A 25,449-nucleotide genomic window follows, 5' to 3' on the forward strand; every position below is an offset into this window, starting at 1 on the left:
GCCCGCCGCCGCTCCCGCCGAGAAGCCCGCCCCCGTCGCCGCGAAGCCCGCACAGGTGTCGGGCAAGGTGGAGACGGCGGCCGTGCCGACGCGGACGACCCAGAAGGAGGGCGGAGGGATGAAGGACGCCATCGCCCGCGCCGCGCAGTTGCCGGACCCGGCGGTGAAGGGTGGGGCCTTCACGCTCCAGCTGTCGGCCTTCCAGGACAAGCAGGAGGCCGACCGGTTCATGGCCCGGTTGCGTGATAGGGGCTATGCCCCCTATATCGTCACGGCGGAGGTGGCCGGTAAGGGCACCTGGTACCGCGTGCGCATGGGCACCTTCGCCTCGAAGGACGCTGCGACGCGGTATCTGTCAGACTTCAAGCGTGAGACCCAGCTCGACGCGTTCGTGGCCGGCACGAACTGAGAGCGGGCGAGGAAGACGGGAAGCACCATGACGACGACTAGGCGGGTGGAGAAGCCCTGGGGCCACGAGCTCATCTGGGCCCACACCGAGCGCTACGTGGGCAAGCTGCTGCACGTGAAGCAGGGCCACAAGCTCAGCCTGCAGTACCACAACCAGAAGGACGAGACGATTCACGTCCAGAGCGGCAAGCTGCTCTTCGTCGTCGACGAGGGACAGGGGCTCATCGAGAAGGAGATGAACCCGGGGGAGAGCTACCACATCAAGCCCCTCACCAAGCACCGCATGGTGGCCATCACCGACTGCGACATCCTCGAGGTCAGCACCCCCGAGCTGGATGACGTCGTGCGGTTGGAGGACTCCTACGGCCGCACCGGCACCAGCAAGCCGTAGTTGCTCCGCCGGGAAGGCGCGGCTCGCACTTCAGTCGCGGGCCGCGTTGTTGGGATTGCGGGTCCACTTGTCGACGGTGCCATCGCCGTCCAGGTCCTCGCCGATGCGGTCCACCTGACCGCCCTCCCAGTACTCCCAATAGTCCACGCGCCCGTCGGAGTTGGTGTCGCGCTCCTTGCGCACCAGGACACCCCGCTCGTAGAAGGTGACGCTGTCCGCGCGCCCGTCGCCGTCGAAGTCCCGCTCGCGGCGCGTGTTGGCCCCCTTCTCATAGAAGTAGGTGGCGTCCACCTTGCCGTCGTAGTCCAGGTCCATCACCTCGCGCATCAGCGCGCTGGCCTCGTCGAAGTAGCGCGTCAGGTCCACGCGGCCGTCCCAGTTCAGGTCCAGCTCCTGGCGCACCTTGCGAAACCGCTCCTCGCCATTCGCGCCCGCGTCCGCCACCGTGTAGGTCCACACGTCCGGCTTGCCGTCGCCGTTCACGTCCTGCTGCGTGACGTGTTCGCCACGCGCGGGCTCCGGGTGGATGGCCTCGGACGAGGCGGGTGAGGACTTACCCGGGGCGTTGGTGCCGCGCTCGGCGGCCTTGTCGCTGGCGCAGCCGGTGAGCAGGCCGGAGGTCATCAACCCGAGGAAAATCCAGCGCTTGCTGCCGGTCATGCGGTGCTCCCGGGACGCAGCGGCCTCTCCGCCGAGGCGTGCGCACGAGATGCTTTCGCGCGCCACGTCATTCCATATATTTTCACATATAGCCATGGCCCGAAAGAAGATCAGCACCACCATCTACATCACCCCGGAGCAGAACGAGCTCCTCAAGGCGCTGAACCAGAAGACGAAGGTGCCCGTGGCCGAGTACATCCGCCAGGGCATCGACCTGGTCCTGGAGAAGTACAAAGCGCAGCTGCCGGGGCAGGCGACCTTCGACGAGATTTGACAGAGAGACGAGGCGCGACGTGAAGAGCATGCAGGGCAAGCGAGTGGTGGTGCTGGGGGGCGCGGGCTTCGTGGGCTCGCACCTGTGCGAGCGCCTTCTGGACGACGGTGCGGCCGCCGTGACGGCCGTGGACAACCTCATCACCGGCAACGAGGAGAACCTGCGCACGCTGAAGGGCCGGCCGGGTTTCAGCTACGTGAAGGCGGACATCATCGAGGGCATCCCGGTGAAGGAGCCCTTCGACTACATGTTCAACATGGCCTCGCCCGCGTCGCCCATCGACTACGCGAACCTCCCGCTGGAGACGCTGCGCGTGGGGTCCATCGGCACGGAGAACGGGCTGAAGCTGGCGGAGGCGAACAAGGCCGTCTTCCTGATGGCGTCCACCTCCGAGGTCTACGGTGATCCGCTGGTGCACCCGCAGCGCGAGGACTACTGGGGCAACGTCAATCCCATCGGACCGCGTTCGGTGTACGACGAGGCCAAGCGCTACGCGGAGGCGGTGACGGCGGCCTACGGTCGCAAGGGCGTGCAGGTCCGCATCGTTCGCATCTTCAACACCTACGGCCCGCGCATGCGGCTCAACGACGGCCGCGTGGTTCCGGCCTTCGTGGGCCAGGCGCTCAAGGGCGAGGACTTCTCCGTCTTCGGCGATGGCAGCCAGACGCGCTCGTTCTGTTACGTGAAGGACCTGGTGGATGGCCTGGTCCGGCTCGCGCTGTCGGACGAGCCCCATCCGGTCAACATCGGCAACCCCCGGGAGATGACCATCCGTCAGTTCGCGGAGGCCGTGCGCACGGCGGCGGGCGGCGGGGGGAGCATCATCGAGAAGCCCTTGCCCAAGGATGATCCCAAGCAACGTCAGCCAGACATCACCCGCGCCCGCACGCTGCTCGGCTGGGAGCCCAAGGTGCCTCTGGAGGAGGGTCTGCGAGAGACCATCGCGTGGTTCCGCGAGGTTGCCGTGCGGCGATCCCCGTCATAGGTTGCCGCCGCGAGAGACTCTGAAATCAAAGACAGTTTGGCCACGGCCGGGTGGCGGGGAGACGGAAGCGTGAAAGTCCTGGTGACGGGTGGAGCGGGCTTCATCGGCTCGCACGTGTGCGACGAGTTCCTGAAGGCGGGACACGAGGTCATCGCGTTGGATGACCTGTCGGGTGGCAAGAAGGAGAACCTGGACCCGCGCGTCCGGCTGGCCGTGCATGACATCCGCAGTCGCGAGGCCGCGGAGCTCATCAAGTCGGAGAAGCCCCAGGTGCTCTGTCACCTGGCGGCACAGATGGACGTGCGGCGCAGCGTGGATGATCCGGGCTTCGACGCGGATGTGAACATCCGCGGCATGCTGAATCTACTGGAGGCCTCGCGCGTCGCGGGCGTGAAGAAGGTCATCTTCAGCTCCACCGGCGGCGCCATCTACGGCGAGCAGGACGTGTTCCCCGCGCCGGAGTCCCACGCGACGCGCCCGGTGTCCCCGTACGGGGTCTCCAAGGCGGCGGGGGAGCTGTACCTGGGCTACTACCGGGCCCAGTACGGCCTGCCGTACGTCGCCCTGCGCTACGCCAACGTGTACGGCCCGCGACAGAACCCGCATGGCGAAGCGGGCGTGGTGGCCATCTTCTGCCAGCGCTTGCTCTCCGGGCAGGGCTGCACCATCTTCGGAGAGGGCAAGCAGACCCGCGACTTCGTCTTCGGGCCCGACGTGGCCCGGGCGAACCGGCTGGCCTTCGAGAAGGACTACGTGGGCGCCATCAACATCGGCACCGGCGTGGAGACCGACATCAACCGCCTCTATGCGCTGCTGGCAGAGGCCGCGGGTTCGACGGCCGCCGTGGCCCACGCGCCCGGCAAGCCCGGCGAGCAGCTGCGCTCGTGCATCGACAACTCGCTCGCGAAGAAGGTGCTCGGCTGGGAGCCGTCCGCCGACCTGCGCGAGGGGGCTCGCCGCACCGTCGCCTACTTCCGCGAGAAGGCCGAGCCGGTCCGCGTCCACGGCTGAGGCTGGCTGACGGGAAGCAGGGCAGGGGAGTCCGGGAGGAGGTCGCCTCTCCCGGACGGGCCCTCGTGCCCTGTCGTCCCCGGGTGGCCGGGCGTCCGTTCAGGGGAGCACGGTGGTTGGGGGAACAATCGGGCGCCCCCGACGGGTTGCTCGTCTGGCGGGCGTTCGCGCGTAGATTTTCGCGCGGTTCGATGTTAGGCACGCCCGCTTCTTCCGACGAGCGCCACGAACATGCCGGCTGAAAACGCGCACATCCGCAACTTCTGCATCATCGCCCATATCGACCATGGAAAGTCGACGCTGGCTGATCGCCTCCTCGACAAGACGGGGACGCTGAGCAAGCGCGAGGCGCAGGCCCAGTTCCTCGACAACATGGACATCGAGCGCGAACGGGGCATCACGATCAAAGCCCAGTCCGTGCGGATGAACTACACCGCGAAGGACGGCAAGCAGTACGTCCTCAACCTCATCGACACGCCGGGGCACGTCGACTTCGCGTACGAAGTCAGCCGCAGCCTGGCCGCGTGCGAGGGCGCGCTCCTGGTGGTGGACGCGTCGCAGGGCGTGGAGGCGCAGACGCTGTCCAACGTCTACATGGCGTTGGACCACGAGCTGGAGATCATCCCGGTCATCAACAAGATCGACCTGCCCAGCGCGGACGTCGACCGCACCCGCGCGGAGATTGAAGACGTCATCGGCATCGACGCCTCCGTGGCCGTGCCCGCCTCCGCGAAGGAAGGCATCGGCATCCACGAGATTCTGGAAGCGGTGGTCGCGCGCGTGCCGCCGCCGACGGGATCGCCGGACGCGCCGCTCAAGGCCCTCATCTTCGACTCCTGGTACGACAACTACCGGGGTGTGGTGACGCTGGTGCGCGTGCTGGAAGGCACGCTCAAGCTCAAGCAGAAGATCAAGCTGTTCAGCAACAACAAGGTCTTCGAGGTGCAGGAGCTGGGTGTCTTCACCCCGTTCTCCCGCCCCGTGACGCAGCTCATGGCCGGCGAAGTGGGCGTGCTGGTCGCCAACATCAAGGAGCTGCTGGACGCGAAGGTCGGCGACACCGTCACGGAGGAGGCCCGTCCGACGCAGGAGCCGTTCCCGGGATTCCAGGAAGTGAAGCCGATGGTGTTCTCCGGCATCTTCCCGATCGAGTCCGACCAGTACGAGAACCTGCGTGACGCGCTCGCGAAGCTGAAGCTCAACGACTCCGCCTTCACGTATGAGCCCGAGTCGTCCACGGCGCTCGGCTTCGGTTTCCGCTGCGGCTACCTGGGCCTGTTGCACATGGAGATCGTCCAGGAGCGCCTGGAGCGCGAGTACAACCTGAACCTCATCACCACCGCGCCCAGCGTGGTGTACCAAATCACCAGTGGCAAGGGTGACGTCCAACTGGTGGACAACCCCGCCAAGCTGCCGCCGGTGCAGAACATCGCGAAGTTCGAGGAGCCCATCCTCACCTGTCACATCCACGTCCCCAACGACCACCTGGGCGCCATCCTGAAGCTGTGCCAGGACCGCCGCGGTGTGCAGAAGGACATGAAGTACCTGGGCAGCAGCGGGCAGCGCGTGCAGGTGACGTACGAGATGCCGATGGCCGAGGTGGTCTTCGACTTCTTCGACAAGCTCAAGAGCGTGTCGCGCGGCTACGCCAGCCTGGATTACGAGCTGACCGGCTACCAGGAGGCGGATCTGGCGCGCCTGGACATCCTCATCAATGGGGAGCCGGTGGACGCGCTGAGCGTCATCGTGCACCGCGAGCGCGCCTACCTGCGCGGTCGCGAGGTCTGCGCGAAGCTGAAGGAAGTCATCCCGAAGCAGATGTACGAAGTGGCCATCCAGGCGGCGATCGGCGCGAAGATCATCTCCCGTGAGACCATCTCCGCCATGCGCAAGAACGTGCTCGCCAAGTGCTACGGTGGTGACATCAGCCGCAAGCGCAAGCTCCTCGAGAAGCAGAAGGAGGGCAAGAAGCGCATGAAGCAGGTGGGTACGGTGGAGATTCCGCAGGAGGCCTTCCTCGCGGTCCTCAAGTCGGAGCAGTAGCCATGAACGCTGCCAGTCCTTCCGCCAACCCTCCCGCGAAGCTGGCGACCGCGATGGCGGCCCGGCGCACCCCTGAACAGGTGCGCGCGCGCCGCAAGTTGATGTGGCGGGAGATGCTCACCAGCCTGTGGGCCCCGCTGTGCATCGTCGCCCTGGTGCTGTTCCCGTACACGACACTCATCGAGTTCGTGCCCACGGCGGCCGCCTGGGCCCAGCCCGCGATGAAGGGGCTGGGGCTGCTGATGGTGGCGTACTTCGTCGCGCTGCTGGTGTGGCGCAACGTGTCGCCGCGCGAGAAGCAGCTGCGCCGGCTGCGGCACGAGGCGCATGAACTCATCTCCGAGAACGAGCGCATCCTCCAGAAGCCGCAGGTGCGCGAGAAGCTCTCCCCGGCGCTGACGGAGCAGATCACCGAGCAGGCGCTGAAGGTGGAGTCAGCCTCGGCCGAAGGAGATCTGGAGAAGCTGGCCCGCGAGGTGAGGGCGCTGGAAGCGCTCACCTCTCAGCACCTGGGTGCGTTCCGCAAGGAGTCGCCCATGGATTTCGTGGGCGGCTTCGTGAAGATGTTGCTGGTCGCCCTGGTGTTCCGGACGTTCATCGTGGAGCCGTACCGGATTCCCTCCGGCTCCATGCTGCCCACGCTCCAGATTGGAGATCAGGTCTTCATCAACAAGTTCATCTACGGGGTGCGCGTCCCGTTCGCCAACGTGGTGCCGTTTGTCATCGTCCGGCCTCCGGGGCGCGGGGACGTCATCGTCTTCAACAACCCCGTCAACGAGGCCACCGACTACATCAAGCGCGTGGTGGGCGTGCCCGGCGACACCGTGGAGATCTTCGACGGCGTGGTCCACATCAATGGCCAGCCGCAGACCCGCGAGAGTGTCGACAGCGAGTACATCGTCCACAACATCACGGACGCCGGTCAGTGGTACGACCAGCAGGAGTCGCTGTACCGGGAGAACCTGAGCGGCGTGCCACACAGTGTGCTCCAGACGCCCTCGCGGATGCCTCGGCACGAGGGGCCCTACGTGGTGCCCGAGGGTCAGGTCTTCGTCATGGGCGACAACCGCGACAACAGCTCCGACAGCCGTCACGGCCTGGGCATCACCGGCTACGGCAAGACGGAGTTCGTGCCCTACGGCCACATCAAGGGCAAGGCGATGGTGGTCTGGCTGTCGCTGGGCTACCACGGCCTGCTGCACGGCCTGTTCGGTGGCACGGGTCTCCGGTTGGACCGCTTCTTCGAGCCCGTGCGCTGACCCACACCCGGGGGGCAGGCGACCCGCCACGCCTCGGACGGTGCTTGACGCGCCGCACGGCCCGGGGTACGCGGCGCCCCCGGCCATGAGACACCTCCTTGGAATCGAAGGCTGGCGCCGGGACGAGCTCGAAGCGGTGCTCGACAGGGCGCGCGCGCACCTGCCTGGTGGTCCAGACGTCACCCACACCCTGCGCGGCAAGGTGGTCGCCAACCTCTTCTTCGAGGACTCGACCCGGACGCGCACCTCGTTCCACATGGCCGCCCGAGGCCTGGGCGCCGGTGTCCTCAACTGGAGCCCCTCCGGTTCGTCCACCTCGAAGGGCGAGACGCTGCTGGACACCGCCCGCAACATCGAGGCGACGGGGCCCGTGGCCATCGTCATGCGCCACCGCTCGTCCGGTGCGCCCCATCTGGTGGCCAAACACGTCCGCTGCGCCGTCATCAACGCGGGGGACGGCACCCACGAGCATCCCTCCCAGGCCCTCCTGGACGCCTTCACCCTCCGTCAGCACTGGGGCAGCCTGGACGGCCGCACGGTGCTCATCGTCGGGGACATCCTCCACAGCCGCGTGGCCCGCTCCAACCTGTGGTGCCTGAAGGCCCTGGGCGCGCGGGTGGTCTTCTGTGGTCCGCCCACGCTGGTGCCCCCGGGGCTGGAGTCGCTGGGCGCCGAGGTGACGCACAACCTGGACGCGGTGCTGCCTCAGGCGGACGCGGTGATGTGCCTTCGCCTGCAGATGGAGCGCATGGGTGAGGCGTTCCTGCCCTCGACGAAGGAGTACTCGCGCCTGTTCGGCCTCACCCCGGCCCGAGAGGACAGGATGAAGGCGGGCGCGCTGGTGATGCACCCGGGCCCCATCAATCGAGGCCTGGAGCTGGCGCCCTCGGTGGCGGACGGGCCCCGCAGCGTCATCCTGGAGCAGGTTTCCAACGGCGTCGCCGTGCGGCGGGCCATCCTCGAGGTGTGCGCGTCATGAGCTCCACGGTGCTTTTCCGGAGAGGGCGCGTCATCGACCCGCGCAACGGCGTCGATGGAGTCCGCGACGTCCTGGTGCGTGACGGCAAGGTGGCGGAGGTCTCCGACGCGCCGCTCCCCGTGCCCCCGGGCGCGGAGGTGGTGGAGGCCGCGGGACGCTGGGTGCTGCCGGGCTTCATCGACCTGCACGTCCACCTGCGCGAGCCGGGCGAAGAGGGCAAGGAGACCGTCCTCACGGGCTGCCGCGCCGCCGTGGCGGGAGGCTTCACCGCCGTCGTCGCCATGCCCAACACCAAGGTCGTCAACGACAGCGGGCTCGTCACGGAGCTGGTGCTGTCGCGCGCTCGCGCCGCCGGCCTGTGCCATGTGTACCCCGCGGGCGCCATCACCAAGGGCCTCAAGGGCGAGGAGCTGGCGGAGACGGGCGAGCTGGTGTCCTCCGGCTGTGTTGCCATCACCGACGACGGCCGCCCGGTGATGAACGCCGCGCTGATGCGCCGCGCGCTCCAGTACGCCACGCTCTTCGGAGTGCCCGTGATGGTGCACGAGGAGGACCTGACGCTGTCCGCCGGTGGCGCCATGCACGAGGGCACCACGTCCACGCGCCTGGGCCTGCGCGGCATCCCCGCCTCCGCGGAGGTGGCCATGGTGGCGCGAGACCTGGTGCTGCTCGAGGAGACGAAGGGCCGCCTGCACATCGCCCACGTGTCCTGCGAGGGCAGCGTGCGCCTCATCCGCGAGGCGAAGCGCCGGGGCCTGCTCGTCACGGCCGAGGCCACCCCGCACCACGTCATCCTGGATGACCGGGCGGTGGGGGACTACGACACCCACGCGAAGATGGCGCCGCCCCTGCGCGCGGACCGGGACGTGGAGGCGCTGCGCGAGGCGCTGGTGGATGGCACCGTGGACGCCATCGCCACGGACCACGCGCCCCATGGCGTGCTGGACAAGCAGGTGGAGTTCGAGAAGGGCATCAACGGCATCGTCGGGCTGGAGACGGCCCTGGGGCTGACGCTGGAGCTGGTGCACTCGGGGCTGTTGGGCGCGAAGCGGGCCGTGGAGCTGTTGACGCACGGCCCGGCGAAGGCGTTCGGCCTGCCGGGCGGTCACCTGGCTCCCGGGGCCCCGGCGGACATCACCGTGGTGGACCCCTCGGAGGAGTGGACGGTGGATGCCCACCGGTTCTATTCCCGCAGCCGGAATACGCCCTTCCATGGCCGTAAGCAGAAGGGCCGCGTGGTGCAGACCTGGGTTTCTGGCCGGAAGGTGTTCTCCGACGGCCAGGTGAAGGAGTCACGGTAATGACGAAGCGGGCAGTGCTCGCCCTGGCGGATGGCACCACCTTCGAGGGCCGTGCCTTTGGCTCGGTCGGCGAGACGGTGGGTGAGGTGGTCTTCAACACGTCCATGTACGGCTACCAGGAGATCCTCACGGACCCCTCGTACGTCGGGCAGATCCTCACCATGACGTACCCGGAGATGGGCAACGTCGGCGTGACGCCGGAGGACGAAGAGGCCGGCAAGCCGCACGCGGTGGGCATGGTGGTGCGCGCCCTCGCGAGCCAGCCGTCCAACTGGCGCGCGCGCGAGTCGCTGGATGCGTACCTCAAGCGCCACAACGTCGCCGGAATCGAAGGGCTGGACACCCGCCGCCTGGTGCGTCACCTGCGCACCCATGGCGCGCAGATGGGCGTCATCTCCAGCGAGGGCCTGTCTCCGGCCGCGCTGTCGGAGCGCGCTCGCTCGGCGCACGGGATGGAGGGCCTGGACCTGGCCAGCGGCGTGTCGGTGAAGACGCCGTACACGTTCACCGCGCCCTCGCCGGACGTCTTCACCGGCATTGGCGAGGCCCACCCCCAGGGCGACCCGCGCTTCGACGTGGTGGCCTACGACTACGGCCTCAAGAAGTCGATGCTCCACTTCCTGGTCGACGTGGGCTGCCGCGTGACGGTGGTGCCCGCGCACACCACGGCGGAGGAAGTCCTGGCCCGCAAGCCCCACGGCGTCTTCCTGGCCAACGGCCCCGGAGACCCGGCGGCGGTGAAGGGCGCGGACCGCACCGTGGCGGCGCTCCTGGGCAAGGTGCCCGTGTTCGGCATCTGCCTGGGCCATCAGATCATGGCGCTGGCGCTGGGCGGCCGGACGTACAAGATGAAGTTCGGCCACCGTGGCGGCAACCAGCCCGTGAAGGACCTGACGACGGGCAAGGTGGAGATCACCGCGCAGAACCACGGCTTCGCCGTGGACGACGCCAGCCTCAAGGGCAAGGCGGTCGTCACGCACATCAACCTCAACGACGGCACGGTGGAGGGCCTGGCCGTCCCAGATGCGCGGGCCTTCAGCGTGCAGTACCACCCCGAGGCCTCTCCCGGCCCGCATGACGCACGCTATCTCTTCGGTCGCTTCGCGAAGCTGATGGCGGGGTAGGATGACCGACCTTCTATGGACTCCCCGCTGTCACCGCTCTCCTACCAGCCGTACCTGGACCAGCTCATCGCCTTCGGCAGCGTGGAGTCGCGGAAGGCGGACCTGCTCGAAGCCAAGGCGGAGTACTTCCGCCTGACAGGCGAGGTCTTCGAGGACGACAAGCTCTTCGAGCTGCGCATGGCGTCGTTCCTCGACTACTACCTCTATGACCGCGTCTCGCCTGGAACGGGCAAGACGCCGGCCGTGGAGTTCTACGAGCAGCGCCTGGCGAACACCTCGCCCGAGGAGTCCAACGCCTTCCGCAGCTTCACGGAGACGGTCCACGGCATCTTCGAGGTCCGCAAGCTGGGCAAGGGCTTGGTGCGCCTGCGCGACATGTATTCGGGCAAGGACTTCGACGTGACGGAGCGGCGCAACATCGCCGGGCTGGAGACGGGCGACATCCTCGAGGCCCGCCTCATCCCCTTCGGTGGGCACCTCCTATTCACCTCTTCCTTCTGCTACCACCCGCGCGCCGCGGTGAAGTCCATCAAGGCCGAGGTGAAGCGCCGCAAGAAGAAGGAGCCGGAGCGCACGCCCAACGAGCTGGTCTGGGAGTGCGCCCGTCGCGCCCTCAATATGGAGCGCTACCGTCAGCTCGCCGTCGAGAAGATCTACGACTTCGAGCAGAAGGTGCTCTGAGTGACGACGTCCACCGCGCTCACACGCGGTGGATGCTCATCAGATTGGTGTTGCCCGGTACGTTGAGCGGCACTCCCGCCACCACGACGACGGGCGCGCCCACCTGGCAGATGCCTTCGCGCAGGCACAGCTTGCGCACCTGTCGCAGCATGGCGTCCGTGGACCTCACGCGGGGCACTTGGAGTCCCGTCACGCCCCAGTACAGCGCCATGCGGTTGACGGCGGCCTCGTTCGGCGTGAGGGCGATGATGCGCGCGTGGGGCCGGAACTCGGAGATGAGGCGCGCGGTGTGGCCGCTTTCCGTGTACGCGACAATCGTCTGGATGTTGAGCTGGCTTGTCGCCGCCACCGCCGCCGCCGCGACGCCCGTGCCCAGGTCCTCCGAGCGCTCGAAGGGGGAGTGGTGTTGGTGTCGCACCACGCCGCGCTCCGTCTCCTCGACGATGCGGGCCATGGTGGACGCCGCGTCGATGGGGTAGCGCCCCGCGGCCGTCTCGCCGGACAGCATCACCGCGTCCGCGCCGTCCAGGATGGCGTTGGCGACGTCCGACACCTCCGCGCGCGTGGGGCGCGGGTTGCTCACCATGCTCTCCAGCATCTCCGTGGCGACGATGACCAGGCCGCCCATCTGGTTCACCACGCGCACCATCCGCTTCTGGATGGCGGGCAGTTGCTCCAGGGGCATCTCCACGCCCAGGTCCCCACGCGCCACCATGATGCCGTCCGCGGCCCGGGCGATGGCTTCGAGCTGGTCCACGGCCTGGGGCTTTTCAATCTTGGCGATGAGCGGCGTCTTGTTCTTCGCCACGTGCTTGCGGGCCCGGTGGATGTCGTCCGCCGTGCGCACGAAGGACAGCGCCACGTAGTCCACGCCCACGTCCTGGCCGAACGCCAGATCCACCTCGTCCTTGGGCGTAATCGTGGGCACGGACATGGGCGAGCCCGGCAGGTTCAGCCCCTTGTGGTCCTTGAGCAGGCCGCCGATCTCCACCTCGCAGAGGACGTCCTGGCCCGCCACCTTGCGCACGCGCAGCCGCACCCGGCCGTCATCCAGGAGAATGGCCTCTCCCGGCGTCACGTCCTTCGTCAGCGACTTGATGGGGGTGGGGATGATGGAGCCCTGACCCAGCACCGCGCGCGTCGTCACCGTCACGCGCTCGCCCGGCTTCACCGTGAGCTGTCCACCCTCGAACTTTCCGAGGCGAATCTTGGGGCCCTGGATGTCCTGGAGGATGGCCACCGGCAGCTTCAGCCGCTTGGACGCCTTCCGGATGAGGGCCACCCGCTGGCGGTGCTCGTCGTGCGTACCGTGCGAGAAGTTCAACCGCGCCACGTTCATCCCCGCGCGGATGAGGCCTTCGATGACCTCCAGCGAGCTCGATGCGGGCCCCAGGGTGCAGATGATCTTCGCCTTGCGCATATGTGCGCGCATCCTAGGCGGCGGGGTGCGTGGCTTGACAGTCTCGCGCCCGGGAGACTAACTCTTTGCCCCAGGCGCGGTGCCGACCCCCGGGTTGGACCCACGCCAGCGTCTTGCAGGCACTCGATGTTCGAGAGAGAAAGCCCGGCTTCCCTGGGAGGGGGGGCCGGGCTTTCTCGCACCTGTCGATGGCTCTGCTCGCCCCCGGCTCGAAGCCTAGAGGTCTATCTTCTTGCCGGTGCCCTGCGGCGCGCCGAGCGGCGGGTGGCCAGGCGGAAGGGCCTCCGCGTCCATGTCGATGGGCGGATTGCCGGGCGCGGGCATCCCAGGAGGCGGCATCGGGGCGGGCTCTTCCATCTGTCCGCCAGGGCCACTGCCCCCCACGCCGGGCCCGCCCTTCTGGAGGGATTCAATCTCCTCGCGGCTGATGCCGGCGAGCGTCAGCACCTTGCGCGTGACGCGGATGCGGGCGTGGCTGGTGAGGGCCATGGCGATGGAGTCCGACGGGCGGGCCTCCAGCGTCATCTTCTTCGCACCCTGCTCCAGGAACACGCGGCCCGAATAGACGTTGTCGCGCAGGTCGTCGATGCGGACCTCCGTCACCTTGGCGCCGAGCTGGTCGACGACGTCGTCCAGGAGGTCCTGGGCGAGCGGCTGGGGCGGCTCGCGCTCCGCCAGTCGGAAGGCGATGGAGACGGCGGAGGCCTCATCCACGAAGACGGGGAGGACGACCTGGCGGTCCTTGGTGGTGAGCACGACGGCGTGCGTCTGGGCCTCCACCAGCGGGACGACGTCCTGCACCTCCAGTTCGACCAGCTCGTTGCAGGCCTTGGGGTCGCCTCCGTGCTCGGTGATGCACGGTTGCCCGGAGTCGCCCGGGAGTGTGGCCGCGATGGCCCCGGGAGCACTGAAGGCGGGGAGCATCAGCACCCCCCCGAGCGCCAACAACAGCGCCGACAGGGGGGCGAAGAAGAAAGTGGCGCGGTTGGGTGTTCTCACACCCTGAAACTACGCACCCGCCACCCTGTCGGGAGGGTAGCGATTCAGCCCGGTTGCCCTGGACGGCGGGAAACGGCCGCCCGGAGGGCAAGGGAGCGGACGTCAGGGACGCTCGTCCTCATCCTCGTCGTCGTAGTCCTCGTCGTCCTCGACGTCCTCGTCTTCATCCTCGTCGAGGTCGTCGTCCTCGTCGTCGGATTCCTCATCCTCCTCTTCGTCCTCTTCGTCGATCGTGTCCGCGACGTCCTCCGACTCCAACGTCATGGAGACGGCGAACTTCTTGTCGAGCACGGCGATCTGCGCGCGCATCTCCGAGAGCGCGGCGACGAAGTCCTCCGAGAGATTCGCGGGCGCTTTCGCGTCGCAGTGAGGACAGATGATCTTCTCCGTCCCCTCGATGAGGTCTTGAACGTCAAGCTCGAAGCTTGCCTCGCACTTCTGGCAGGTGAAGTCGATGCTCATGGTCGGGCGCGGCATACAAAGCCATCCAACCAGCTGTCAACGTCCGCGAACCGGGGGCGTGGTCGGGACGCCCCTACATCCGCTAACCTTCGTCGGATGGACCTCCCGAAGACGATGGTGCATGCCCTCCATGACCGGGCCGCGCAGCAGGAGCATCGGCCGGCCCTCTGGACCCGCCGGGGCCACGGCTATGTCCCCACCTCCTGGTTCGAATATGCCCAGCGGGTCAAACGCTTCGCCCTCGGCCTGAGGACGCTCGGGTACGGGGAGGGCCAGCCGCTGGGCATCATCAGCTTCAACCGCGAGGAGTGGCACGTCGCGGACCTGGCCGCCATGGCGCTGGGAGGCGTCCCGGTAGGTCTGTACACCACCAGCGCGGTGGAGCAGCTCGAGTACATCCTGGGCCACTGTGAGGCCACCGTCCTCGTCGTGGAGAACGAGAAGCACCTGCGCACCGGCCTCGCCCTGCGCGAGCGCCTGCCCAAGCTGCGCCACCTCATCATCCTGGACGCGCCGTCCACGCCGCTGCCGGAGGGTGTCCTGCGCTACGCGGACGTCCTGGAGAAGGGCACGGGGGTGGACGACAAGCCCTACTGGGACAGCGTCAACGCGCTGAAGCCGGAGGCGCTGGGCACCCTCATCTACACCTCCGGAACGACGGGCCACCCCAAGGGGGTCATGCTCAGCCACTACAACCTGTCCTGGACGTCCCGGCAGCTCATCACCGCCGTGGACTTCAAGCACCAGCAGGACTCGGTCATCATCTCCTATCTGCCGTTGTCCCACATCGCCGAGCAGGTCATCTCCCTGCACTGCCCGCTGATACTGGGCATCCAGGTGTACTTCGCGGACTCGGTGGAGGCGATGCCGGCGAACCTGAAGGACGTGAGGCCCACGTTCTTCTTCGGCGTGCCGCGCGTGTGGGAGAAGTTCAAGGCCAAGGCGGAGGAGGGGTTGCGCGGCCAGCCCCCCATGAAGCGCCGCATCGTCTCCTGGGCCCGGGGCGTCGCCTCGGAGCTGCATGCCCGCGCCCAGCGCCACGAGCGCATCCCGGTGCTCCTGGAGGCCCAGTACCGGCTGGCCCAGCGGCTGGTGTTCGAGCCGCTCAAGACGCGCATCGGCATGGAGCGGGTGGATTTCTTCGCCACGGCGGCGGCCCCCATCGGCCGGGACGTGCTGGAGTTCTTCGCCTCCATCGACATGTTCATCCACGAGGTGTGGGGGATGACGGAGGTGGCGGGCCCGGGCACCGTGAATACGCGCGAGGCGGCCCACCTGGGCACCGTGGGGCGCCCGCTGATTGGCGTGGAGGTTCGCATCGCCGAGGACGGGGAGATCCTCGTCAAGGGCGGCAACGTGTGCATGGGCTACTACAAGAACCCGGAGGCCACCGCGGAGCTGCTGGAGGGCGGGTGGCTGCACACCGGTGACGTGGGCCAGCTCGACGGAGAGGGCTACCTCCACATCACCGGCCGCAAGAAGGAGATCATCGTCACCTCCGGCGGGAAGAAGACGGCGCCCGGCAACATCGAGGAGCTCATCAAGTCCCTTCCCGGCGTGGGCCACGCGGTGGTGGTGGGCGAGCGGCGCAACTACCTGGTGGCCCTGCTGGCGCTGGACGCGGAGAAGTGCCGCGCCCTGGCCCAACAGAAGGGCTGGCCCGAGGACCTCAAGACGCTCTCCCAGGACGCGCGTCTGCGCCAGCTCATCCAGGAGGGGTTGGACCGCGACATCAACCCGAAGCTGTCCCGCTTCGAGTCGATCAAGCGCTTCGTCATCCTGGAGCAGGACTTCACCGTGGACGCGGGCGACCTGACGCCCACCCTGAAGGTCCGCCGCAAGGCCGTGGAGCAGAAGCACGCCGGGCTCATCGAATCGATGTACGCCGAGTCCACCGCGGCCCAGGCGGGCTGAAGCGGGGCGGTGCGGGCGACCCCGAGGCGCTGGGGTCGCCAGGTGGGCCCGCAAAGAGAAAGGGGCGGGGAACCTCGCGGTCCCTCGCCCCATCTCACTTCATGCCCAGGGGTGTGAGGACAGGCCGCCTACTTCGCGGCGCGCTTGTCCATGGCGACGTAGTCGCGGCGCTTCTGGCCCGTGTAGATCTGACGGGGACGCGCGATCTTCTGCTCGGAGTCCAGGACCATCTCCTCCCACTGCGCGCACCAGCCCACCGTGCGGGGAATGGCGAAGAGGACGGGGAACATCTCGGCCTGGAAGCCCATCGCCTCGTAGATGAGGCCGGAGTAGAAGTCGACGTTGGGGTAGAGCTTGCGCTTGACGAAGTACTCGTCCTGCAGCGCGATGCGCTCCAGCTCCACGGCGAGCTCCAGCAGCGGGTTCTTGCCCGTCACCTCGAAGACCTCGTCCGCCACGCGCTTGATGACCTTGGCGCGCGGATCGTAGGACTTGTAGACGCGGTGGCCGAAGCCCATCAGCTTCTTCTCGCCCTCGCCGCTCTTCACCGACTTGATGAAGTCGGGGACCTTGGAGACGTGGCCAATCTCGCGGAGCATGCGCAGCACCGCCTCGTTGGCGCCGCCGTGCAGCGGGCCGTAGAGGGCGCCGATGCCCGCCGTGACGGCCGAGTACGGGTCCACTTCCGACGAGCCCACCGTGCGCACGGACGTCGTCGAGCAGTTCTGCTCGTGGTCCGCGTGGAGGATGAAGAGCACGTCCAGCGCGCGCTCCAGCACCGGGTGGACCTTGTAGGTCGTGGTGCCGATGCGCTTCACCATCGCCAGGAAGTTGGCGACGTAGGACAGGTCATTGTCCGGGTAGATGTAGGGCAGGCCCATCGTGTGCCGGTAGGAGAACGCGGCGAGCGTGGGCATCTTGGCGATGAGCCGGGTGATCTGGATGCGACGGCTCAGCTCATCCTTGGTGTTCTTCGCGTCCGGGTAGAAGCTGGACAGCGCCGCCACGGTGGAGCCCAGCATGGACATGGGATGCGCGTCGTAGCGGAACCCATCCATGAAGGACTTCACGTTCTCGTGCACGAACGTGTGGTGCGTGACGAGATGGACGAACTGCTCCAGCTCCTTCGGGGTCGGCAGCTCTCCGTTCAGCAGGAGGTAGGCGACCTCCAGGTAGCTGGACTTCTCGGCCAGCTGCTCGATGGGGTAACCGCGGTACTCCAGGATGCCTTTGTCACCATCGATGAAGGTGATGGCGCTCTTACAGTTCGCGGTGTTGAGGAACGCCGGATCGTAGCCCATGAGGCCGAAGTCGTCGTCCCCGACCTTGATCTGTCGGAGGGCGTTGGTGCGAATACAGCCGTTCTCGACCGGGACCTCGTACGTCTTGCCGGTCCGATTGTCGGTGATCGTCAGCGTGTCCTTGGGCATGGGCGGAGATTTCACAGGGCGCAGATCGCTTTCAACAAAAAAGAACGATAAGTCGGATGGGGAGACACTGATGGTTCCTACGGCTGCTCGGAAATACGTGCTCCCGAGCGGGACAGCTGCCGCCAGAAGCCCGGAAAACTCTTCTCGACACACTCGGGGCCGGTCAGGACGAGGGTCGCTCCGGACAGCACGCTGAGCGTCGCGGCCGTCATCGCCAGGCGGTGGTCACCCCGGCTGTCCATGGTGAACCGGGCAGGAGGGGCCGCGGGAGGCGTCAGGTGGAGGATTTCCCCCTGGAGCTCCGTCGTCCCTCCGTAGGCGCTGACCAGGTCTCGGATACCTTCCAGCCGGTCGCTTTCTTTCAATCGGAGAATTCCGACGTCCGTCAGCGTGGAAGGCGCGGGGAGCACACAGGCGAGCGCCGCCAGGGTTGGCAGCAGGTCCGGACACTCCTTACCCGAAGCCCGCAAGCCTCCCGCCGGGCGGCCCGTCACCTTCGACGTGTGCGCCGGACCTGTCGGCGTCGTCCCCAGGCCCACCTGCTCGATGAGGCGGAGGATGGCCTGGTCCGGGTGGGCGCTGGCCGCGTCGGCTCGTTCCACCGTGCCCCCCGCCTTCCAGGCGATGAGCAGCAGGTAGCCCAGCGAGGACCAGTCCCCGGGGAGCGAGGGGACGCTCGGAGGGGGCGTGTAGCCGGAGACGGTGTATCGGGAGTCGGACTTCTGGACCTCGAAGCCGAAGCGCTCCAGCCACGTGAGGGTGAGCTCCAGGTAGCCGGCGCTCGTCAGCGTGCCTTCGATTTCAACGCTCCACGCCCGGCGCTCTCGCAGGAACAGCGCGGCGCAGCCCAGGAGCAGGCTGGACGCGTACTGGCTGCTCTGGTCGCCGGGCACCCGGAAGACGGGCGACACCTTCGAGGTGTCCGTTGGCGCGGACAGTTCCACGGGCCAGGGCTGGCCCTCGGTGAGCGTGAGCCCCGCGGGACCGAGTGCGTCCTTCAGCGAGGTGAAGAGGGGACCGTGGGGACGCTCACCCAGGCGGGGCGTGCCGGTGAGGCGCACGCGAGCACCCGGCGTCACCGCGACCTGGGTGGCCAGGATGCGGAAGGGGGCGCCCCCGTCCGCGCAGTCCACGTCGCGCACGGGCCCGGCGGGCAGCCGCAGGGCTTCCACGCCCCGGCGCAGCACTCGCACGTCGGCCGGGAGGTCCTCGTCCGACTCGGCCTGGACGGAGGGCAGGGGCCAGGCGCCGGTGAGGTGACCCAGCACCAGGGCGCGCTGCGCGTCCGACTTGGAGACGGGCGGGGTGAGCGGCGAGGCCACGAGGTGGCTCGGGTCCAACAGGATGCGACGGGTGCTCATGCTCACGGGCGCACCGCCTTCGTCCACGCCGGCCACAGCTCGCGCCACGTGGAGGCGGCCACGTCGCGGACCTCGGTGGCGCCGATGGCCGTCAGGAGCACCATGCGCAGCTCGCCCCGGGCCCCGGCCTTCTTGTCGGCGTCGAGCAGCGTGGCGATGTCCTTCAGCGATGGGCGGCGCAAGAGGCCGGCGACTCGCTCACGGTCGAGGACACCCGGGCCGTCGATGAGGGCGCGCTCGACCTCGGCGGCCACGGGCTCCGGGGTGACGCCCAGGTGGCGACCGACGTCCAGGGCCAGGAGGATGCCCAGGCCCACGGCGTCACCGTGGGACAGCTTGAAGTGGGACACGCTCTCCAGCACATGGCCGAAGGTGTGGCCGAAGTTGAGCACCCGGCGCAGGCCCTTGTGTTCGTACGGGTCCTGCTCGCAGACGCTCTCCTTGAGGCCGCGCGCGTCCTTCACCAGCTTCTCGAGCGCGGGAGGCTTGCGCAGGTAGCGGCGGAAGAGGGCCGCATCCAGGCTGATGACCATCTTCCACGCCTCGAGCGAGCCCTCGCGCACCTGTGTCGGCGACAGCGTGGCGAACAGCTCCGGGCAGATCCACGACTCCTCGGCGTAGTGGAAGACGCCGGCGGGGTTCTTCACCACGCGGCCCTTCACGGTGAGGTCCACCGCGCCCTTGCCGCCCAGGCTGCTGTCGACGGCGGCGAGCAGTGTGGTGGGCACCTGCACCAGCCTCACACCGCGCTTGAGCAGGTGCGCGGCGACGGTGGATACATCGCCCACGGTTCCTCCGCCCACGGCGAGCAGCGTGCCGGAGCGCGGCAGGGACAGCCCCGCGGCGAGCACCTTCTCCAGGGCCTTGAAGCTCTTCGCGCTCTCTCCGCCCACGAGCTGGACGATGGCGCGAGGGTTCTGCGCCTCCAGCGCGGGGATGAGTCCCGGGTGGAGCCGGGCGACGGTGCGATCCACCACCGCGAGGCTGCCTTCAGGAAGGCGTTTGGCGAGTCGCGAAAACGGACCCCAGCGGTCGTTGGGAGGACGGTAGGCGCCGGGAGGGTAGGGGCTCATAGGGTGTTGGGGCGTGCGTTCATCTGTTGGACGAGGTCTGCGATGACCAGTGACACCATGGACTCCAGCACCGGAACGGCGCGGGGCATGATGCACGGATCGTGACGGCCACCCTTCGCGTGGTCCGCCAGCGTCGCTGGGGGTTTGAAGAAAGCGCGGACCTGGAGCGGCTCACCGTTGGTGAGGCCACCCTGGATGCCGCCGTAGACGTCCTTGACGGAATGGAACTGGGTGCCCGGCTGGCCAATGCGCTGGAGCAGATCCGGCGGACCCCAGACGACACCCGTGATGGCGCCCACGCTGCCCAGCGCCTGGGCGATGAGCGCCTTGATCTTCCCGAAGATGGGCTCGCCCAGTCCCACGGGCAGCCCCTCCACGCGGATGTCGATGGAGCCACCGAGACTGTCGCCGGCCTCCTTCGCGGAGAGGATGCGGCGGGACATCTCCTCGCGGACCGCCTCGTCGGGGCAGCGCGTGGGGTGCGCATCCACCATGGCGCGCGTGAGGCCCGGCGCGGGCACGGAGGCGATGAGGTCACCGACCTGGGACACGTACGCGACGGTGCGCACGGTGGGCATGTCCCGCTCCAGATAGGCCTCCGCGATGGTTCCGCCGATGACACGGCAGAGCGTCTCGCGTCCGCTGGTGCGACCGCCGCCGCGGTGGTCCCGGTGCTTGTAGCGCTCGCGCCACACGGCGTCCGCGTGGCCGGGCCGGTCCACCTGCTTGAGCTGCTCGTAGTCGCCCGAACGCTGGTTCGTGTTGCGCACCATGGCGGCGATGGGCGTGCCGAGCGTCTTGTCCTCGAAGACGCCGGAGAGGATCTCCACCCGGTCTGGCTCGTTGCGAGGCGTGACGAGGGCGGACTGGCCCGGGCGGCGCCTGTCCAACGCGGCCTGGAGGCGCTCTTGCGTGAGGGGCACGCCCGCGGGGCAGCCATCCACCACCGCGCCGAGCGCGGGGCCGTGGCTCTCACCAAAGGTCGTCAAACGGAAGAGGACTCCGAAGGTGTTCATGTCGCGGTCTCCCAAAGCTGTCGCTGCCGCCGGGCCTGCGCGACGAACCACGCCGCACCCAGCAGGACCGGGGTGCCGCCGCGCCGCGTAATCTCCGCCGCGATGCGTCGGCCGGGCGCACCGTATGCGATCACCGCGACGCGTGCTCGCTCGAATCGCAGGGAATCCGGCGGCTCCACATGGACCGGCCAGGTCCAGACGCCTGCGCCGGTGAGGGGTGCCTGGATGTCCGCCCGACGAAGGATGCGCAGGGCTTCACCGCGCTCGGTCGCCACGGTGCGCAGCGCGGACGTGGCGCCTCCGTCACCGAGGACGAAGACCTCCGTCGAGCCCAGGCGCTCCAGCACCTTCCGGGCGCCCTCGGTGTCCGTGTTGAAGGACTCCCACCGGGTGCCTCGACGGACCAGGGTGTTGATGGCGTCCAGTGACGAGCCCGTGTGCCGCGCCAGTGGCATCTTGAACGGGCTGGTGACGGCGAAGCCCGCGTAGTGGGGCAGGAGCGAGTCCAAGAGGGCCTCGACGGGGCCGTCCGCGGGAATGTCGATGCGATCAAACGGCTGCCGGTGGATGCGAGGCGAGCGCGAGTGGGCGATGGACATCCCGAAGATGCCCAGCCGCAGCGGGGCCGGCAGTGTGGTGCGGTCCGCGCCGCGCCACTCCCGAACCACGTCGTCTAGGAGTCGCTGTCCCGGCGCAGCGGCCCAGGAGCCGCCAGCGGCCACGTAGTCGAGCATGTTGTTCCGGGCGAGCACGGCGCGCGCGGGCAGCGCCACCGCGCCCATGCCGAGCACCGTGACACGCGTCACTCCGAACCGGTCCGCCAGCCTGCTTTGCGTCTCCAGCAGGGTGCCGACATGGTCTGGATGAGTCATCGGCTCCACGTGTTTCACCAGCGCGTCAGCGGGCACGTCGCGTTCCCACAACCGCAAGGCTTCGTCGGTGGTGAGCTGTCGGTCCGCATGGTGCGACGCGAGCAGCTTGCCGGAGGGAGCATCGAGCGAGCCCTGGTGCCCGGTGGCATCCATCAAGTCCCGGTCCACGCGCCACGCGGCGAGGACCCAGGCGGCGGGCAGCGGCTTGCTACGCTCGGAGACGAGCAGCGGGAGGACGGCCGCGAGCGCAGCCGGGTCCACGGCCTCAGGGGCATGCAGGTCCGTGCGAATCTCCAGCACGTCGGCGCCGCGACGCTGGCACTCCCGGGCGAAGTGCACGGCGTCGGAGCCGAGCAGGGTGGGAGGCAGCGTCACGACACGCCGTGCGGGCGTCACGGGGACTCCTCGAGGTGGAGGCAGCCCCGGAGGAAGTCCACCAGGGCGACGGTGGGAACGCGGGCGTGGAGGGCCTCGCGCTCTTGGAAGACGGAGGAGAGTTCCTCCTCCAGGGAGAGGCCCGGACGCAGCCGGGGTCGGGTCCGGTCGTGGAGCAGTCGCTCCCGGTAGGTCTCGAACGTCACCGGGATGAGCAGGGTAAACATCCCCTCCAGCGCGTCCGGGTGGTGCGAGAGGAAACCGCCGCCCACCGCCACGAGGGTTCCGGAGGGAAGCTCCAGGAGCGCGCGGCGCTCGGCGGCGCGGAACTCCGTGGGCGCCTCCGCGACCCACTTGCGCAGCGGGCGGCCGTGGGTCTGCTCCAGGTGGGTGTCCAGGTCCAGGCCCCGCCGCGCGAGCAGTCCGCCGACTCGGGGCAACAACGTGGATTTGCCCGCGCTGCGATGGCCACACAGCACCACCGTCTGTCCCGCGGCCGGGCGGGGTGTGGGCCCCGGACGCGCGACGGCTTCTCTCAGCGTCGGCGCGAGCCGGGGATCCACTGAGTTGAGGACATGCTCGACGAGTCTTCTCTGGCCTTCAGCGGACGATGCCGACATACACGTTCGCCGTTCCGAACATCAGCGGATGCGCGCTTCGCTCCGCATATGCGCCGGACTGGTCCATCAGCGACAGGAAACGGTCTCCGGCGGGGAAGGCCGCCGAAGTGCGGGGCAGGTACTCATAGGCCGCGCGGTTGCCGGTGAGCAGGCCGCCAATGGCCGGCATCACCGTCTTGCTATAGAAGCGGAAGAGCGCTCCGAAGACGCCGTTGGGCTGACCGAACTCCAGCACCACGACGCGTCCGCCCGGCTTCACCACGCGCCCCATCTCGCTGAGGCACTTCACCGGGTCATCCACGTTGCGGATGCCAAAGGCGATGGAGGCCACGTCGAAGCTGTTGTCCGCGAAGGGCAGCGCCATCGCGTCGGCGACCTGGAAGTCCACCTGGAGGCCCGCCTTGGCCGCCTTCGCGGGGGCGCTCTCCAGCATCTCTGGGCAGAAGTCCGTGCCGACGACGCGGCCATTGCTTCCCACCTTCCGCTTGAATACCAGCGCCAGGTCTCCGGTGCCGGAGGCGCAGTCGAGGACGCTGTCGCCTTCCTTGGCCCGGCTGAGACGCACGGCCGTCCGACGCCACAGGCGGTGGATGCCGAACGACAGGACCTCGTTCGTCACGTCGTACCGCGTGGCGATGGAGGAGAACATCTGACGGACTTCGGTACTCATCGCGCCCTCACGACCTGGGCCGGACTCTCCGGCCGCCAAAGGTGTCGGCCCACCGCGTCTAGCACGGCTGGCAGCCGCTGCATCAACGTTTGAAAGCGCTCCGGCGTCAGGGCCTGTGCCCCATCGCACAGCGCCTGCTCCGGCTTCGCATGGACTTCAATCAACAACCCATCCGCCCCCGCCGCCGCCGCCGCAAGGGACATGGGGAGGATGAGCTCCACCTGTCCCGTCGCATGCGAGGGGTCGACGATAACGGGCAGGTGCGTGCGCTGCTTGGCCCAGGCGACGGCGGCCAGGTCCAGCGTGTTGCGCATCTCCGTCTCGAACGTCCGGATGCCCCGCTCGCACAGGAGGACCTGCTCGTTACCGCCCTCGAGGATGTACTCGGCCGCCAGCAGCCACTCTTGAACGGTGGCGGACAGCCCCCGCTTCAGCAGCACCGGGCGGCGTATCTTGCCCAGCGCGCGCAGCAGGGAGAAGTTCTGCATGTTTCGCGCGCCCACCTGGAGGATGTCCGCGGACTCCGCCATGAAGGGAATCTGCGCGGTCTCCATCACTTCACTGATGATGGGCAGCCCGTGGCGGCGCCCGGTGTCGGCCAGCAGCTGCAGCCCCGGCTCTCCCATTCCCTGGAACGCGTAGGGACTGGTGCGAGGCTTGAACACGCCACCTCGGAGGACATGGGCACCCGCTTGAGCCACGGCGGCGGCGGTCCGGTCGACCTGCTCCACACCCTCCACGGCGCAAGGGCCAGCCATGACGACGAACCCCGGGCCGCCTACCTCCACGCTGCCCGCACGCACCCGCGTTCCTTCGGGTCGGAACGCTCGGAGCACGCGCCGCGCACCCGTGTCCTTCCCGGCGTTCGCCGGCACGGATTCGTCTGGCTGCTTGCCTCCCACGAGCCCTCCCATCCACCGAGTTCAAGAGGTTTTGAACTCCTTGGTGCATGTATAGCCGAGATGGCTTAGAAGACAACCGAAGGTGATTTCAGGGCAGTCGCGGATGAGGACCGCTGATGAAGACGCTCAATCCCGTTGAGGGCCAGCGCTGGGTGGCCGGAATGATGCCCCTGGCGGCGGTGGATCCACTCTCCGGAGCGGATTCGCTGGGCGTTCCGACGGTGTATTGGGAGCGGCCCCTGGCTCAAGAAGCGGCGGCGGGGTGGGGCGAGGCGGCGGTGGTGGAGGCCGCTGAGTCCGGGCAGGTGCCCGCGGTGCTCACCACCCTGGCCGCGACGTCCTTGCGCTGGCTGGGCGCGGTTCCCGACAGTCTCCCGGGTCCCTGGTTCGGTGGGATTCGTTTCGGCGCGACGGGCCTGCCGGATGAGGCCTGGGCGGCGCATGGCGTGGCGCGCTGGACGCTGCCCGAGGTGCTGGTGTGGCGCACCGGAAGCGGGCTGGCGGTGGCGGCCTTCGCGCCCGAGGGACGTGGCGGCGAGGACGTTGTGCGCTCGCGGCTGGAGCGGGTGTGCGCGCGCTTCTCGGAGGCGTACCGACACGCGCGGGGCGGTCCGGTGGACTTGTCGCAGACCTCGTCGCGTCCGGAGTTCGAGGCGCGGGTGGAGCGTGCGCTGGAAGCCATTGCTTCGGGGCAGCTCCAGAAGGTGGTACTGGCGCGCGCCGTGGACGTGGAGGGGCCGGCGCCCTTCGACGTGGTGGACGTGCTGGCGCGGCTGCGGGAGCAGAATCCTCGCTGTGCCACCTTCTTGTTTCGCGCGCCGGACGGGACGTGCTTCCTGGGCGCGACGCCGGAGACGCTGTGTCGGGTGGAGGGGCGGGTGCTGGAGACGGAGGCTCTCGCGGGGACGGCCGCGCCACATCAGGCCGAGGGGCTGCGGGGGCAGGACAAGGACGTGCGCGAGCATGAGGCGGTGGTCCGCTACATCCTCGCGACGCTCCGGGGGCTTGCGGCCGACGTGCGAGCCGACGCGGAGCCCCAGTTGTTGACGTTGAAGAACGTGGTGCACCTGCGCACGGCCATTCGCGCGGAGCTTCGCGAGGGTGTCTCGGCCGCGCAGGTGGTGGGGGCGTTGCATCCCACGCCGGCGGTGGGTGGCACTCCGCGCGAGCGAGCGCTGTCCTTCCTGGTGGAGCACGAGGGACTGGACAGGGGCTGGTA

At 68.5% G+C, this 25,449-nt stretch carries 25 protein-coding genes; 13 read left to right on the forward strand and 12 right to left on the reverse strand.

From position 1 onward, the window contains the following. Together FJV41_RS32160 and FJV41_RS32165 are read left to right on the forward strand one after the other, a co-directional pair. Positions 1-409 (forward strand): SPOR domain-containing protein (locus tag FJV41_RS32160; RefSeq protein ID WP_141646420.1); only part of this gene is annotated, 409 nt, incomplete at its 5' end. Between the two features lie 27 nt (positions 410-436). Next, positions 437-799, forward strand: coding sequence for a cupin domain-containing protein (locus FJV41_RS32165; RefSeq protein WP_141646421.1), 363 nt, complete (start codon positions 437-439; stop codon positions 797-799). A gap of 30 nt (positions 800-829) precedes the next feature. Here FJV41_RS32165 and FJV41_RS32170 read toward each other — a convergent pair whose 3' ends face one another. Next, on the reverse strand, positions 830-1,459 hold the full coding sequence (locus tag FJV41_RS32170; RefSeq protein ID WP_141646422.1) for a hypothetical protein: 630 nt from the start codon (positions 1,457-1,459) through the stop codon (positions 830-832). A 94-nt stretch (positions 1,460-1,553) separates the two neighbouring features. Between FJV41_RS32170 and FJV41_RS32175 the strand changes: the two genes are divergently transcribed. From FJV41_RS32175 to FJV41_RS32215, 9 genes are all read left to right on the forward strand, one after another. Then, the gene (locus FJV41_RS32175) at positions 1,554-1,733 is read left to right on the forward strand and encodes a ribbon-helix-helix domain-containing protein (protein ID WP_044281109.1); all 180 of its coding nucleotides are present in this window, start codon (positions 1,554-1,556) and stop codon (positions 1,731-1,733) included. Positions 1,734-1,761: 28 nt separating this feature from the next. Further along, positions 1,762-2,718, forward strand: a complete 957-nt coding sequence (locus FJV41_RS32180; protein ID WP_141646438.1) for a UDP-glucuronic acid decarboxylase family protein — start codon at positions 1,762-1,764, stop codon at positions 2,716-2,718. A gap of 69 nt (positions 2,719-2,787) precedes the next feature. Beyond that, positions 2,788-3,729 (forward strand): NAD-dependent epimerase/dehydratase family protein, encoded by a 942-nt coding sequence (locus tag FJV41_RS32185; protein ID WP_141646423.1) that lies wholly within the window; start codon positions 2,788-2,790, stop codon positions 3,727-3,729. A gap of 231 nt (positions 3,730-3,960) precedes the next feature. Continuing rightward, a complete protein-coding gene (gene lepA, locus FJV41_RS32190) occupies positions 3,961-5,772 on the forward strand; it encodes a translation elongation factor 4 (protein ID WP_141646424.1) in 1,812 nt (603 codons plus the stop codon). A gap of 2 nt (positions 5,773-5,774) precedes the next feature. Continuing rightward, positions 5,775-7,031: a signal peptidase I gene (gene lepB, locus FJV41_RS32195; RefSeq protein ID WP_141646425.1), complete on the forward strand. Its 1,257-nt coding sequence runs from the start codon at positions 5,775-5,777 to the stop codon at positions 7,029-7,031. A gap of 85 nt (positions 7,032-7,116) precedes the next feature. Next, the gene (locus tag FJV41_RS32200) at positions 7,117-8,010 is read left to right on the forward strand and encodes an aspartate carbamoyltransferase catalytic subunit (protein ID WP_141646426.1); all 894 of its coding nucleotides are present in this window, start codon (positions 7,117-7,119) and stop codon (positions 8,008-8,010) included. Beyond that, positions 8,007-9,311: a dihydroorotase gene (locus tag FJV41_RS32205; protein WP_141646427.1), complete on the forward strand. Its 1,305-nt coding sequence runs from the start codon at positions 8,007-8,009 to the stop codon at positions 9,309-9,311. Before FJV41_RS32200 ends, FJV41_RS32205 begins: the two co-directional genes overlap by 4 nt. After that, positions 9,311-10,435 carry a glutamine-hydrolyzing carbamoyl-phosphate synthase small subunit gene (gene carA, locus FJV41_RS32210; RefSeq protein ID WP_141646428.1) on the forward strand — a complete coding sequence of 375 codons (1,125 nt, stop codon included), beginning with the start codon at positions 9,311-9,313 and terminating at the stop codon, positions 10,433-10,435. Before FJV41_RS32205 ends, carA begins: the two co-directional genes overlap by 1 nt. Positions 10,436-10,450: 15 nt before the next feature. Continuing rightward, positions 10,451-11,116, forward strand: coding sequence for a DUF7986 domain-containing protein (locus FJV41_RS32215; RefSeq protein ID WP_141646429.1), 666 nt, complete (start codon positions 10,451-10,453; stop codon positions 11,114-11,116). Positions 11,117-11,135: 19 nt separating this feature from the next. Here the strand turns inward: FJV41_RS32215 and pyk are convergent, their stop codons facing one another. The 3 genes from pyk to FJV41_RS52560 all read right to left on the reverse strand — a co-directional run bounded on the left by pyk (position 11,136) and on the right by FJV41_RS52560 (position 14,012). Further along, entirely contained in the window at positions 11,136-12,536 is a 1,401-nt protein-coding gene (gene pyk, locus FJV41_RS32220) for a pyruvate kinase (RefSeq protein WP_141646439.1), read from the reverse strand. A 216-nt stretch (positions 12,537-12,752) separates the two neighbouring features. Beyond that, a complete protein-coding gene (locus tag FJV41_RS32225) occupies positions 12,753-13,460 on the reverse strand; it encodes a bifunctional nuclease family protein (RefSeq protein WP_141646440.1) in 708 nt (235 codons plus the stop codon). A gap of 177 nt (positions 13,461-13,637) precedes the next feature. Beyond that, positions 13,638-14,012 (reverse strand): hypothetical protein, encoded by a 375-nt coding sequence (locus FJV41_RS52560; protein ID WP_181791072.1) that lies wholly within the window; start codon positions 14,010-14,012, stop codon positions 13,638-13,640. A 99-nt stretch (positions 14,013-14,111) separates the two neighbouring features. On the opposite strand from FJV41_RS52560, the gene FJV41_RS32230 reads away from it, so the two are divergent. Beyond that, a complete protein-coding gene (locus FJV41_RS32230) occupies positions 14,112-15,911 on the forward strand; it encodes an AMP-dependent synthetase/ligase (RefSeq protein WP_141646441.1) in 1,800 nt (599 codons plus the stop codon). A gap of 128 nt (positions 15,912-16,039) precedes the next feature. Here FJV41_RS32230 and FJV41_RS32235 read toward each other — a convergent pair whose 3' ends face one another. The 8 genes from FJV41_RS32235 to aroF form a co-directional block, all read right to left on the reverse strand. Next, positions 16,040-17,341, reverse strand: coding sequence for a citrate synthase (locus tag FJV41_RS32235; protein WP_141646430.1), 1,302 nt, complete (start codon positions 17,339-17,341; stop codon positions 16,040-16,042). Positions 17,342-17,418: 77 nt separating this feature from the next. Further along, positions 17,419-18,702 (reverse strand): 3-phosphoshikimate 1-carboxyvinyltransferase, encoded by a 1,284-nt coding sequence (locus FJV41_RS32240; RefSeq protein WP_181791076.1) that lies wholly within the window; start codon positions 18,700-18,702, stop codon positions 17,419-17,421. Positions 18,703-18,704: 2 nt separating this feature from the next. Continuing rightward, complete coding sequence (locus FJV41_RS32245) at positions 18,705-19,775, reverse strand: 3-dehydroquinate synthase (RefSeq protein WP_141646431.1); 1,071 nt, start codon at positions 19,773-19,775, stop codon at positions 18,705-18,707. Then, complete coding sequence (gene aroC, locus FJV41_RS32250) at positions 19,772-20,791, reverse strand: chorismate synthase (RefSeq protein ID WP_141646432.1); 1,020 nt, start codon at positions 20,789-20,791, stop codon at positions 19,772-19,774. The genes FJV41_RS32245 and aroC overlap by 4 nt, the downstream gene beginning before the upstream one ends. Further along, the gene (locus FJV41_RS32255; RefSeq protein WP_141646433.1) at positions 20,788-22,059 is read right to left on the reverse strand and encodes a shikimate dehydrogenase; all 1,272 of its coding nucleotides are present in this window, start codon (positions 22,057-22,059) and stop codon (positions 20,788-20,790) included. The genes aroC and FJV41_RS32255 overlap by 4 nt, the downstream gene beginning before the upstream one ends. Continuing rightward, positions 22,056-22,601, reverse strand: a complete 546-nt coding sequence (locus tag FJV41_RS32260; protein WP_246137561.1) for a shikimate kinase — start codon at positions 22,599-22,601, stop codon at positions 22,056-22,058. The genes FJV41_RS32255 and FJV41_RS32260 overlap by 4 nt, the downstream gene beginning before the upstream one ends. Positions 22,602-22,638: 37 nt before the next feature. Beyond that, positions 22,639-23,328 (reverse strand): bifunctional demethylmenaquinone methyltransferase/2-methoxy-6-polyprenyl-1,4-benzoquinol methylase UbiE, encoded by a 690-nt coding sequence (gene ubiE / locus FJV41_RS32265; RefSeq protein ID WP_141646435.1) that lies wholly within the window; start codon positions 23,326-23,328, stop codon positions 22,639-22,641. Continuing rightward, positions 23,325-24,242: a 3-deoxy-7-phosphoheptulonate synthase gene (gene aroF / locus FJV41_RS32270; protein WP_141646436.1), complete on the reverse strand. Its 918-nt coding sequence runs from the start codon at positions 24,240-24,242 to the stop codon at positions 23,325-23,327. The genes ubiE and aroF overlap by 4 nt, the downstream gene beginning before the upstream one ends. Before the next feature lie 104 nt (positions 24,243-24,346). Between aroF and FJV41_RS32275 the strand changes: the two genes are divergently transcribed. Continuing rightward, positions 24,347-25,449, forward strand: a 1,103-nt coding sequence (locus FJV41_RS32275; protein ID WP_141646437.1) for an isochorismate synthase, incomplete at its 3' end; no start/stop codon positions are given.

It is taken from the genome of Myxococcus llanfairpwllgwyngyllgogerychwyrndrobwllllantysiliogogogochensis, assembly GCF_006636215.1.
GTDB lineage: Bacteria > Myxococcota > Myxococcia > Myxococcales > Myxococcaceae > Myxococcus > Myxococcus llanfairpwllgwyngyllgogerychwyrndrobwllllantysiliogogogochensis.